The 12,590-nt window shown below is 50.4% G+C and carries 9 protein-coding genes; 4 read left to right on the forward strand and 5 right to left on the reverse strand.

Annotation, left to right across the window (positions count from 1 at the left end; genetic code table 11):
• Positions 1-1,050: a phage portal protein gene (locus tag FFS57_RS02205; RefSeq protein ID WP_137936119.1), complete on the forward strand. Its 1,050-nt coding sequence runs from the start codon at positions 1-3 to the stop codon at positions 1,048-1,050.
• 86 nt (positions 1,051-1,136) lie between these two features.
• On the opposite strand, the gene FFS57_RS02210 is transcribed toward FFS57_RS02205, so the two are convergent.
• Both FFS57_RS02210 and FFS57_RS02215 read right to left on the reverse strand, forming a co-directional pair.
• The gene (locus tag FFS57_RS02210) at positions 1,137-2,009 is read right to left on the reverse strand and encodes an antA/AntB antirepressor family protein (RefSeq protein ID WP_137936120.1); all 873 of its coding nucleotides are present in this window, start codon (positions 2,007-2,009) and stop codon (positions 1,137-1,139) included.
• 226 nt (positions 2,010-2,235) lie between these two features.
• Positions 2,236-3,930: a recombinase family protein gene (locus FFS57_RS02215; RefSeq protein WP_137936121.1), complete on the reverse strand. Its 1,695-nt coding sequence runs from the start codon at positions 3,928-3,930 to the stop codon at positions 2,236-2,238.
• Between the two features lie 58 nt (positions 3,931-3,988).
• Here FFS57_RS02215 and FFS57_RS26225 point away from each other — a divergent pair, with 58 nt between their 5' ends.
• The gene (locus tag FFS57_RS26225) at positions 3,989-4,330 is read left to right on the forward strand and encodes an acyl-CoA thioesterase (protein WP_137936122.1); all 342 of its coding nucleotides are present in this window, start codon (positions 3,989-3,991) and stop codon (positions 4,328-4,330) included.
• A gap of 65 nt (positions 4,331-4,395) precedes the next feature.
• Here the strand turns inward: FFS57_RS26225 and FFS57_RS02225 are convergent, their stop codons facing one another.
• From FFS57_RS02225 to FFS57_RS02235, 3 genes are all read right to left on the reverse strand, one after another.
• A complete protein-coding gene (locus FFS57_RS02225; RefSeq protein ID WP_137936123.1) occupies positions 4,396-4,899 on the reverse strand; it encodes a hypothetical protein in 504 nt (167 codons plus the stop codon).
• A gap of 98 nt (positions 4,900-4,997) precedes the next feature.
• Complete coding sequence (locus tag FFS57_RS02230) at positions 4,998-5,567, reverse strand: YqiA/YcfP family alpha/beta fold hydrolase (RefSeq protein WP_137936124.1); 570 nt, start codon at positions 5,565-5,567, stop codon at positions 4,998-5,000.
• The gene (locus FFS57_RS02235) at positions 5,564-5,989 is read right to left on the reverse strand and encodes a type IV pilus assembly protein FimV (RefSeq protein ID WP_137936125.1); all 426 of its coding nucleotides are present in this window, start codon (positions 5,987-5,989) and stop codon (positions 5,564-5,566) included. Before FFS57_RS02235 ends, FFS57_RS02230 begins: the two co-directional genes overlap by 4 nt.
• A 293-nt stretch (positions 5,990-6,282) precedes the next feature.
• On the opposite strand from FFS57_RS02235, the gene metH reads away from it, so the two are divergent.
• Positions 6,283-9,984, forward strand: coding sequence for a methionine synthase (gene metH / locus FFS57_RS02240; protein ID WP_137936126.1), 3,702 nt, complete (start codon positions 6,283-6,285; stop codon positions 9,982-9,984).
• 454 nt (positions 9,985-10,438) lie between these two features.
• Positions 10,439-12,586: a UvrD-helicase domain-containing protein gene (locus tag FFS57_RS02245; protein WP_137936127.1), complete on the forward strand. Its 2,148-nt coding sequence runs from the start codon at positions 10,439-10,441 to the stop codon at positions 12,584-12,586.
• Positions 12,587-12,590 lie beyond the last annotated feature (4 nt).

Here is a 12,590-nt window from a genome sequence, read left to right on the forward strand (position 1 = left end):
ATGGCACGCGCCAAACGCAATACCCGCACCACTTCACCGAGTCACCCCACCCCCGCAGCACTGCCGGCCCCCATCGAGGCGTTCAGCTTTGGCGACCCAATGCCGGTACTGGATCGACGTGAAATCTTGGACTATCTGGAATGCGGCCATGCCGGTCAATGGTACGAGCCGCCGATCAGTTGGGAAGGCTTGGCCCGTAGCTGGCGGGCTTCGGTCCATCACTCCAGCGCATTGGCGGTGAAACGCAATGTGCTGGTCAGTACCTACCAGCCGCACCCGTGGTTGAGCCGCTCGGCGTTTCAGCAATTGGTGCAGGATTTTCTGATCTTTGGCAATCTGTATCTGGAAAAACAGTGCAATCGGCTGGGCGGGGTGATCAAGCTGGACCCGGCCCCGGCCAAGTTCGTACGGCGTGGGGTGGAACTGGATCAGTATTGGTGGGTACCCAGTGTCCAACAAGCCACACAACTAGGCGACGTGTTCCACCTGCTGGAGCCGGATATCAATCAGGAAGTGTATGGGCTGCCAGAATACCTGGCGGCGCTGAACAGCGCCTGGCTCAACGAAAGCGCCACGTTGTTTCGGCGCAAATACTATCTGAACGGCTCGCATGCCGGCTTCATCCTGTACATGACCGATGCCGCGCAGAACCCAGCCGACGTGGATGCGCTGCGCACTGCCTTGAAAGACAGCAAAGGCCCCGGCAACTTCCGCAACCTGTTCATGTACGCGCCCAACGGCAAGAAAGACGGTATCCAGATCATGCCCATCAGCGAAGTGGCGGCCAAGGATGAGTTCTTCAACATCAAGAACGTGACCCGCGACGATGTATTGGCGGCGCACCGGGTACCGCCGCAGCTGATGGGAATTGTGCCGAACAATACTGGCGGCTTTGGCGATGCCGGCAAGGCGGCGCAGGTGTTCTATGAGAATGAGATTGTGCCGTTGCAGGCGCGGTTACAGGAGTTGAATGACTGGTTGGGGGAAACGGTGGTGAGTTTTGGGGCCTACCGGCTGGCCATCCCAGAAACGGCCCATGACGGTCGTTGATCAACCCAAGCCGGGTAGCACTGCTACCCCTCCTTACGACGTCCTACACGCTAACCACCTGACGGCGAAAGCACCGCGACATCCATTCATGCTGACGCAGAAAAGATCAGACAGCGCAGTAACGGCGCCTGCCCGTGATGTAGACGGCTTTGAATCCGGCCGCTTCGTAGATAACGGGGATCGTACCGCAGCGCGGTTTCAATGGCATCACGCGTTTTGGCTTTGTCCAGTTCCGGCCAACCTAGGCCGTACTGTCTCGCCAGCTGGCTCAGGTAGGGCAAGCTGACTGCAATTTCAGCGCGGTTTGCACTGTGATTGACCTTCGCCAGCTCCACATCGTCCACCAGCTCCCAAAATTCACGGCGATATACTGCGGCCAAATCAGGGGGACAGGGAAAGCGTATGCTCAGCGGTGCCGGTTGATTCAATAAGGTGTTGTAGCTGGTCAATGCATCGAAGTGTTGCTGCCATTCGCCCGGTGTCGCTGCCTTGGCTAACTTGACGGCCGTTTGCTCGGCAAGCTTGGCAATCAGACGGATATCCGTTGCACGTAGGGTGCCCTGTTGTGTACGTTCACCCAATAGGAACGGTGGCTGGATTTGGCGTATCGTGCGTTCCTGCTCGATAAAATAGCGACGAATCTTACGGCCAATGTCGGTACGCTCGACCAAGGATAACTCGATTGCCATGCGTAGTGTGAGGTGGTATTTGGTAATCGGCCGCCCACCTTTTCGTAGACCAGGCGCGTTCCCCAGATTCGCGGTAACTTGCTTATCGTTGACACAGGCATCCAAATAATAGTCTTCACCTTCGAAGAAGCCGTATTCATCGATACGTTGATGTATCCAACTACCAAAGCGTGTTTGTACTTGCAATTGAGCATGCAACAGACGGGCATCGACCAACAAGCCGCCGTGCTTGATGCTGTTAACGGTATAAACAGGTATCAGTTCATTCATGGGGCTGGAGCTTAGATGCTGCACTTTTCGCAGTCAATATCGTTGGCTCAACCTCAGCGCGCGCGCTCGTGACCCCGCCACGCCCGCGCGCTAAAGGGGTGGCTTTTTATGCAGCTGTATGATTGCCGGGGAAGGCCGCCAGCTATGGCGCTTCAAACGATTTGTCGGCCCACGCAAACCTTGCGTTTTCATGCAGTCTACATATGCAGTTGCGCACGTTCGGCATCTAGCTTTGTATTACTTTAATTGGACTGGCATTGCGACGTGGCTTTCTGGCCCGTTCTGGTGATGGTAGGTCAACGCCTCCAATATTAACGTCCTCGCCTGCTATCCACGCACCTGACTTACGATCTACTCGCAACATTCTCGTTGTACCAACCTTCGAAATCAAAAGAATATCCATGACTTTTTCAGGACTAGTCTGATGTGGCATTACTCCAAATTGGAATACAACAATCTTTTCGAAATTGTCATATACTAGTTTACGTAATTTCATCCTCGCTTCGTAATCTAGCTCTAATGCATCGGCAACAAGTGCCTTCCAAGTATTGGCAATCTCGGGAATGTTCTTGCTTCCAAGCCTTGCAAGCTTTTGGTTAAGTATTTGTAATTCAGCCTGACTTTCTAATATTTTCGATTCTAATTCCTGAGCCTTACGAATGAAAGCAACCGGCGAATTATCCTCAGCCGCAAGCAAAGCATCCGTTACTCTCTTCAGCTGCAATTCCAACTTTTTCAAATCACTGTTTTTTGAATTAATTTCAGCCTTACACCGCTCAGCTTCTCCATCCCCTTTCAACAGTTGCGACAAATTAAACTTATCAGAACAATAATTCAATACCGCTCTTTCAAGCGGCCCAATGCTGAAAGTACCCGGATGCGGGCATTTGTTAGCAACATACTCACCCGAACACATTGCTCGCCTCAAATAGTCTCGCGGCTTTCCATCTGCCAGCTTTCCGCCTCGAATGTTCTGACCTACTACAGCTTTTCCACAATAGCCACACATCAAAACACCGACCCCAGTAAGCACTGCAGGTATTTCCCCTTTAATCTGCTTTCGGTGACGTGATGCCATTACACTCTGCAGCTCATTAAACTCATCATCGGATATGACTCTTGGATAGTACCCCTCCAAACAATATTCAATACCTTCGATGTTTAATACGTTTACCCCGATTAAGTCTTTTCTACCCAATACTTTCCGCAGTGATGTTTTCGAAACACCAACGTCAGTAATCTGCAGCCCAAGCGCACTTAATTTATGTGTAATGGCCTCATGCCCATACCCTTCAATTAGTAGCTTGATTGCAATTTTTATCGCCTCAACACGTTCAGGAATAACTTCAAACTTTTTATCTACCACTCTTAGCCATTGCGGGTATCGACCACCACGCACTATTCCACGGTATTGCCCAGCAATCCATTGTTGGCATTGTCGGTGCATTGAAGCTTTGGCTCGTTTACTTTTTGTATCTGACTCCTCATGTGCACGGATCATCACCAAAAGACTGTAAACCAAGTCCATAGGTTGAACCTTCAACCGCTCCCTATTGTATTCACGGCCATCCGATGCAGTTACAACTGTGATACCGGCATTGATGATCTGGGCCAGTTGTGCCTGCGCTTGTATAGGCTCTGCTCTACTCAAACGATCCAATCCTTCCACTACCAAGATTGAACCAGCTGGAATTTGTCCATCTTCAACAGCTCGCAGGAAGCTTCCAAGAGCCCCTAATCTAACGTGAGCTTGATGATAGGCGGACAAGCCTTCATCCTTTAACGATAGGCTCTCATCAAGTGTCAGCCCTCTATCAGCAGCCCATCGCTGGGCATAAGTAGTTTGCCTATCCGAACTCCCCCCAAGCGCCTGCTTTGCCGAAGAAAACCGCAAATAACTGTAAACAAATGGTTTTTCCATAAATCCATCAAATCCATACTGAACAACATACAGTATATATGATGAACCCTATGGCCATTTGAATAACACTTGCTACTTCCGATATATGGAGCAAGCCCGTATCGATTGGCTGGACAGTATTGATTGCAGTCTGAATCCCGACGATATGGGTCCTGTCATTGCTCACATCAGTTGTGACTTCAAAAAGGAACTCGTCTATCCAGCCACGATCCAGCTATTGACCTTTGTCACCCATGTAGGCAAAAGCAGCCTAAAGTTGGATCATGAATTCCGGATTGATGGTGATGAAACTGTGTACGCTACAGGTCATGTTGTCTTGGTATGGGTGGATTATGGGAAAGGTGGTAGTACTCAATTGCCTGAGAAGGTGCTGAATCATACCAAATATAGATTAGACTAAATATAATCGAAGCAATTAATAAAAGGGTGGCAATGCCACCCTTTTATTTCAATACAACAAATTCATTATTTAAGTGCAACCATATCCTTACGCATTGCCACTGGCACATCTTCCAGCAAGACAATGTTCAATGTACGACCGCCGTCCATTGTTACTTTTGCTGCATCTTGGTCCAATGTCGCATCAATCTTCTCTGGTGTTAGTTTCCACATTGCACCAGTTAAAGGATCAACCACCAGAAAACCAATCAGGCCTCCAAACAGGATATTTCCGATATACCAACCATTCATGCTACTACGCAATTCAATAGTTTGTGACTTGTAACCTGTTTTGGTCAATTCAATTGAATAAGATTTGGCTTTGAAATAGCCAGCGCCTCGTGCCAGCGAAATCGTGGTAGGCGTCTCGGCCTTATGTACTTTACTACCAGCTTCATCTGTCACGACCACAGTCGCACCTTCCGGTGTCGATTTCACTTCAACTACACTGCTACCGCCATCAATAATTGAAGCGCATCCAGTCAGGATCGCGAAATTGGCCGCCATTGCCATAGTGGTGATTTTTTTCATGTGCTTCTTATCCCTGTCTCAAAACTTATCGCCAAAAAGGCGCGGGATTTCATCACATCACAGAACAATTCGTCAATACGAATATACTGAACATCTAATCATCCAGATTGAATTGAAAACGCTTCAATTGACGTCAAGAAACGCTCAAAACCTTGGAATGAGTGATCTCCTCTCTCCTCAATAGTCAAACGTGCGCCATACAATCTCTCAACCGCCAAACGATAATCCAGCACTTCATCGCCAGTCTGCACCATTAACCAGTATCGATCCAGCCGAGTAGGCTGCATCACTTCCATGGCTTTCAACTCGTTGATGTGTGCAGTTGTTAGCGTAAATGCCTCGCCAGTATATGGGCTGATTTGTGGCCCAAGAAAACGATTGAGGTCTTCATAGGGTCGAATGGCAGGGTTAACCAGAACAGCCTTACAATTGAATTTTTCCGCCAGATTGAGTGCATAGTATCCACCCAGCGAACTACCAATCAAGCAGGGTGGATCAACAAAGTTGCTGAGCAAGTTTTCTAATTGGGTGATAGCTTGTGCAGGATAGGGAGATAACTTAGGACAGATGAACTGATCAGCTTTACCTCGGTCTGACATAAACTGTCTCAGTTGAGAAGCCTTATGCGAACTTGGGCCAGACATAAAACCATGTAAATAGACAATCATGCGTGTGAATGTCCTTTATCAGTATTGGCACTAGGTTGATACAGTGGATTATCCGGATCCAACTTACGGCCTGCACGGGCAATTTTGTCCCATAGAATTAGTCTGCTGTGGATCAAAGCAGGATAAACATCGCGAGCAACTCGCTCAAATTCATCACGATTCTTCAATTTCGCATAACAACGCAAAAGCAATAGCTTGGCATTGATATTACGCGGATCACGCACCAAAGCCTCCAGTAAAAGCTGGACAGCTTCTGAATGCCGCTTGTAGTGCAGAAGAATCTCTGCTTCTGCAACGAGATCAAGTTTGGTGAGTGGGCCGTATCGCTCATTCCAGATACGGCGGCGTTTGACTAACCAAAATATGATGCACAATACAAGCACCGCACAGCCTGCCCATAGTATGCTGCTATTGATTTCCATGACATCCTCCACTGCCTTCGCCCATTTCAGGCGAAGCTATCCGCATTCGCGTCGATCAAGCATCTAGCGAGGGCCGGGGCAGCGCTGGCGTGCGAGACAAACTGACCAACAATCTTACTTATTTCAGTATTTGCTAAAGGATGAAACAGGCCGGTTGGCATGTCAAATTCACTCATCCGAATTAGCAGATAACATTTCGCCTTTGTCATATCGAAGTCGCACATGGGAGCCCATCTCGGCCCATGCTAAGATTGAGAACTTTCATTCATTTGCAACAAGCCAGAGTCGCCGCCATGCCCGTGAACCGTACCACTGAATTGAAACGCCTGCTCGCTGACCGCATCCTGATTCTTGATGGGGGCATGGGTACCATGATTCAGCGTTACCAATTGGATGAAGCGGCTTATCGCGGCGAACGATTCAAGGATTGGCCTTCCGATCTGAAAGGCAATAATGATCTGTTGGTGCTGACCCAGCCGCAGATCATCAGCGACATCCACCAGGCTTATCTGGATGCTGGTGCCGATATCATCGAAACCAATTCCTTCAACGGTACATCGGTTGCCATGGCCGATTACGACATGCAGGAATTGGTTCATGAGCTGAATTTCGAAGCGGCCCGCTTGGTCAAGGAACTCTGCGATGCCGAAACCGCTCGCAATCCGTCCAAGCCTCGTTTCTGTGCAGGGGTATTGGGACCAACCAACCGCACTTGCTCCATCAGTCCGGATGTCAACGATCCCGGTTATCGGAACATCAGCTTCGATGAACTGGTTATCGCCTATACCGAGGCAATCCATGGCTTGGTGGAAGGCGGGGCCGACCTGCTAATGGTCGAAACGATTTTCGACACACTGAATGCCAAGGCTGCCGTTTTTGCCATCAAGCAATATTTTGAAGTCCATGGCATTGATTTGCCCGTGATGATTTCCGGCACCATCACCGACCAATCTGGCCGTACCTTAACGGGTCAAACGACTGAAGCTTTCTTCAATTCCTTGAACCATGCCGAGCCGCTAAGCATGGGGTTGAATTGCGCATTGGGGCCTGATCTGTTACGGCCTTATGTAGAAGAGATGGCGCGCGTTTCTGACACTTTCGTTTCGGTTCACGCCAATGCCGGCCTGCCCAATGCCTTTGGCGGGTACGATCTGACCCCGGAAGACATGGCCGAACAGGTCAAGGAATGGGCGGAATCCGGTTTTGTGAACATTGTAGGCGGTTGTTGCGGTACGACACCCGATCACATTCGGGCCATGGCCAACACATTGGCAATGATTCCTCCTCGCCAATTGCCTGTCATTGAGAAGAAATGTCGGCTCTCCGGCTTGGAACCATTCAACATTGGCGATCGCGATTTATTCGTCAACGTTGGTGAACGTACAAACGTCACTGGCTCCAAGGCATTCGCCAAGCTGATTCTGGCCGGCAATTACCCAACCGCTTTGGACGTGGCGCGCCAACAGGTGGAAAACGGCGCTCAAGTCATCGACATCAACATGGACGAGGGTATGCTGGATGCCCACAAAGCCATGGTCACGTTCCTTAACCTGATTGCGGCCGAGCCAGATATCTCCCGCGTGCCGATCATGATTGACAGTTCCAAATGGAGCGTGATCGAAGCAGGCCTGAAATGTATTCAGGGTAAGGGAATCGTCAATTCAATCTCGCTGAAGGAAGGCTACGACGAATTCGTCCATCACGCCAAATTGGTGCGCCGTTATGGCGCAGCTGTGATTGTGATGGCCTTCGATGAGCAAGGCCAAGCCGATACCTTTGCCCGCAAGATCGAGATCTGCAAACGCTCTTACGACATTCTAGTCAACGAAATTGGCTTCCCTCCGGAAGATATCATCTTCGACCCAAACATCTTTGCCATCGCAACTGGGATTGAGGAACACGCCTTATATGGCTTGGATTTCATCCGCGCCACTGGCTGGATCAAGGAAAACCTGCCCCATGCCAAGATTTCTGGCGGGGTATCGAACGTATCATTCTCTTTCCGCGGCAATAACAAAGTTCGCGAAGCCATTCATGCGGTCTTCCTGTACCACGCCATCAAGCAAGGCATGACGATGGGTATTGTCAATGCCGGCGCATTGGAGGTCTATGAAGAGATCCCACCAGAGCTCTGCGAACGTATTGAAGATGTAGTCCTCAACCGACCATCCAAAGATGGTGGCGATGGCACTGAACACCTGATTGCTCTGGCCGAGAAATTCAAAGGCGATGCAGCCCAGGCTCAAACAGAAGACTTGAGCTGGCGCCAAGCTCCGCTGCAAGACCGTATTACGCATGCTTTGGTAAAAGGCATTACCACCTATATCGTGGAAGATACGGAGGAAGCCCGTCTGTCACTGCCTCGCCCAATCAACGTGATTGAAGGCCCGTTGATGAACGGCATGAACCATGTCGGTGACTTGTTTGGTTCTGGCAAGATGTTCCTACCCCAGGTGGTGAAATCAGCTCGGGTCATGAAACAGGCGGTGGCCCACCTTGAACCCTTTATTGAAGAAGAAAAGATCCGTCTTGGCCTGCAAGATGCGCCGGCAAAAGGCAAGATCATCATGGCGACGGTGAAAGGCGATGTGCACGACATTGGCAAAAACATCGTTGGCGTCGTATTACGTTGCAACAACTATCAAGTGTTCGACCTTGGTGTGATGGTGCCTTCGCAGGTCATTTTGGACAAAGCACGCGAAGTTGGTGCAGACATCATCGGACTGTCTGGCCTGATCACCCCCTCTTTGGAAGAGATGAGCCATGTTGCCAAGGAGATGACACGGCAAGGTTTCCATATCCCGCTATTGATTGGCGGCGCAACCACGTCAAAGGTACACACCGCCGTCAAAATAGCACCCAACTATCAGCACCCGGTTGTCTATGTCCCGGATGCATCCCGCGCAGTGGGCGTATGTTCCAACTTGTTGTCGGACGAATTGAAAACCGGCTTCGTCGAAAAAGTTGCTGCCGAGTACGAGAACATCCGTACCATCCACGCCAATCGCGAGAAGTCGCCGATGTTGTCGATCACCAAAGCACGTGACAACGCTGTCAAAATTGATTGGGCTAACTACACCCCACCTATCCCCAAACAGATGGGCGTGATCAAGTTTGAAGCCTATCCATTAGCTGACATCGCCAATTACATCGATTGGAGCCCGTTCTTCAACGCGTGGGAATTATTCGGCAAATATCCGCGCATCCTGCAAGATGATGTCGTCGGCGAAACAGCCCGTAACCTGTTCGCCGATGCGCAGAAGATGCTGAAACAGATCATTGATGAAAACTGGCTACAAGCAAATAGCGTCATCGGCCTGTTCCCAGCCAACGCCGTGGGGGACGATATTGAATGCTATGACCCAGCAACTGGTGAAACATTGCTGACTTGGCACAATCTGCGCCAACAGAATCAGAAAGCAGAAGGAAAACCGAACTATTGTCTATCTGACTTCATTGCCCCGAAATCATCTGGTAAGAAAGACTACCTGGGTGCATTTGCCGTAACCGCCGGCTTGAACATCGAACCCCATGTAGCGCGATTCGAACAAGCTAATGACGACTATAGCGCTATCATGGTCAAAGCATTGGCTGATCGCCTGGCAGAAGCATTTGCCGAACTGATGCATGCCAAAATCCGTACCGAATTGTGGGGCTACGCCAGCAATGAGCAACTCAGCAATGAGGAATTGATCGACGAACAATACATCGGCGTCCGGCCAGCCCCCGGCTACCCTGCCTGCCCGGACCACACTGCGAAAACCGCCTTGTTCAAGGTATTGGATGCGCCCAGCATCGGCATGACACTGACCGAAGGTTACGCGATGCTTCCAACCGCTGCAGTCAGCGGCTTCTATTTCAGCCATCCGGATAGTCAATACTTTGCTGTCGGTAAGATCGACAAAGACCAGGTTGAAGACTATGCCAACCGCCGAGGTGTATTACTTGAACAGGCAGAACGTGATCTGGCCCCGCAACTGGGTTACAACACTTAGCCAGCAGGGCTATGTGCAGATCCTTTCTTCACAGCCCGCATAGGATTTCACCAGACAGGCATTTTGACGTTAACATCAATGACACCATGACTTACCACGAGGCGATTCCAGCAAGTCGAGATAGAAGCCTGAGAACAGATGATCTGTACATACAGGAGTCGCCCCTTTGCTTTTCAGCTTGATGTAGTGTTCAAAGTTTATGGAGAACAAGTAATGTCGTAACCTCCCCAGGGGAGAGACAATCTACTTTGCTGCCGGTTCACCTAACAATGCCTGTGTATCCCGTTCCCATATTGGCTCTAACTCTCAAGCACACAAGACACTCTACCCCTATTTCCCCCGCTCGATTGCGTCATCCACCGGTAATCAAACCCAGCTGTTTTGATACTTCCCGCACGCCTTTGCTTGAAGTCACGGTAGAATACGCACCTTTCCACCTGTATCTTTATACACCATGACCTCTCGCTCCCTACTGGAAGGCCTGAATCCTGAGCAATTGGCGGCAGTAACGCTGCCCAAACAAGCGGCGTTGATTCTGGCAGGGGCTGGGAGTGGCAAAACACGGGTTTTGACCACACGTATTGCTTGGTTGTTGCAGACAGGGCAAGTCAGCCCGCAAGGTATTCTGGCCGTCACCTTTACCAACAAAGCGGCGAAAGAAATGCTGACGCGGATTTCGGCCATGTTGCCAATCAATACGCGTGGCATGTGGATTGGCACCTTTCACGGCATTTGTAACCGGATGCTGCGTGCCCATCATCGGGAAGCTGGCCTGCCGGAAGCCTTCCAGATTTTGGATAGTCAGGATCAGTTGTCGTTGATCAAACGCGTGTTGAAAGCGCTGAACATTGATGACGAAAAATATCCAGCCAAACAGCTACAGCACTTCATTAATGGCAATAAAGATGCAGGTCTTCGCGCAGTGCAGGTGTTGGCGCATGACGAATTCACTCGCCGACTGACGGAACTGTACGCAGCGTACGAACAGCAATGCCAACGTGAAGGAGCCGTAGACTTTGCAGAGCTGTTGTTACGCTGCTTTGAACTGCTGACACGCAACGCCATGCTCCGCGAACATTATCGCGAACGATTCCAACATGTATTGGTGGACGAATTTCAAGATACCAACCGACTGCAATATCAGTGGTTGCAATTGTTGGCAGGGGAACAGGCTGCCATTTTTGCAGTGGGCGATGATGACCAGTCGATTTACGCCTTCCGGGGCGCACTGGTTGGCAATATGTTTGATTTCGAACGTGATTATCACGTCAAGAATGTGATCAAGCTGGAACAGAACTACCGTTCTTACGGCAATATTCTGGATGCGGCGAATGCACTGATTCAACACAATGGTACACGCCTGGGCAAGAATCTGTGGACATCGGCTGGGGCCGGGCAACCACTCAAGGTGTATGAAGGTGCGACAGATCTGGACGAAGCAGCCTTCCTGGTTGAAGAGGTTCGTCAGCTGCAACGAGAAGGTACGGCCTTGCAGGATATGGCGATTCTGTACCGTTCCAATGCGCAATCCCGGGTGATTGAACATCAATTGTTTTCGCTGGGTGTGCCTTATCGCGTTTACGGTGGGTTACGATTTTTCGAACGCCAGGAAATCAAGCACGCACTGGCGTATCTGCGTTTAATGGCCAATCCGGATGATGACGGCGCCTTGCTTCGTGTCATCAATTTCCCAACCCGAGGCATCGGCGCACGCACGATCGAAGGTATTCAGACCAATGCTCGTCTGTCTGGCGCATCACTATGGCAGGCAGCATGTGCGGGGGGGGGCACTGGGCGTAGTGGTGCCGCTGTCGCCCAGTTTGTTGGTTTGGTGGAAGGTATGCGCAGCCGAAGCGAAGGGCTGACGTTACCAGAACAGATTGAGCTGATGTTGGAACAAAGCGGGTTGCAGACATTCTACCAAGCGGAAAAAGACGGCGAAGACCGCTTGGACAACCTGAATGAATTGATGAATGCTGCGATGAATTACCTGGCCGAAGCGGAAGATCGTTCTTTGACAGGTTTTCTGGCCCATGCGTCACTGGAGGCAGGTGATCACCAAGCCGATGCTGGTGCCGATGCGCTGCAATTGATGACTGTGCACGCAGCCAAAGGCTTGGAATTCAATGCAGTTTTTATTACCGGCTTGGAAGAAGGTCTGTTCCCACATGACAATTCGGTGCTCGACCCTACTGGCCTGGAAGAAGAACGCAGGTTGATGTACGTCGCCATTACCCGGGCACGCCAGAAGCTGTACCTCACCATGTCGCAAAGCCGCATGTTGCATGGCCAGACCCGCTACAACGTCACTTCGCGCTTTCTTACGGAAATACCAGACAAACTGTTGCACTGGCTCAACAAGCCTGCTGCTGCACCCAAGCTTGCCACACTGGCCAGCAGACAAAGCACTCGTTACGCCACGGAAAGCGTTACTGGCAGCAGCTTCCGGATTGGGCAAAGTGTATTGCACACCAAATTTGGGGTCGGCGTGATCATTGATTACGAAGGTAAAGGTAGCGATGCACGAGTACAAGTCAATTTTGGCGGTAGTCATGGCGTCAAATGGCTGATGTTGGAGTTTGCCAAGCTTTCGCCAGCGTAATCAC

Origin of the sequence: Chitinivorax sp. B (genome assembly GCF_005503445.1) — a bacterium.
Lineage (GTDB): Bacteria > Pseudomonadota > Gammaproteobacteria > Burkholderiales > SCOH01 > Chitinivorax.

Coding starts and splice junctions, on each gene's coding strand:
- FFS57_RS02205 (WP_137936119.1), top strand. CDS start 1: ATGGCACGCGCCAAACGCAATACCCGCACCACTTCACCGAGTCACCCC.
- FFS57_RS02230 (WP_137936124.1), bottom strand. CDS start 5,567: ATGATTGTCTATTTACATGGTTTTATGTCTGGCCCAAGTTCGCATAAG.
- FFS57_RS02210 (WP_137936120.1), bottom strand. CDS start 2,009: ATGAATGAACTGATACCTGTTTATACCGTTAACAGCATCAAGCACGGC.
- FFS57_RS02245 (WP_137936127.1), top strand. CDS start 10,439: ATGACCTCTCGCTCCCTACTGGAAGGCCTGAATCCTGAGCAATTGGCG.
- FFS57_RS02215 (WP_137936121.1), bottom strand. CDS start 3,930: ATGGAAAAACCATTTGTTTACAGTTATTTGCGGTTTTCTTCGGCAAAG.
- metH (WP_137936126.1), top strand. CDS start 6,283: ATGCCCGTGAACCGTACCACTGAATTGAAACGCCTGCTCGCTGACCGC.
- FFS57_RS02235 (WP_137936125.1), bottom strand. CDS start 5,989: ATGGAAATCAATAGCAGCATACTATGGGCAGGCTGTGCGGTGCTTGTA.
- FFS57_RS02225 (WP_137936123.1), bottom strand. CDS start 4,899: ATGAAAAAAATCACCACTATGGCAATGGCGGCCAATTTCGCGATCCTG.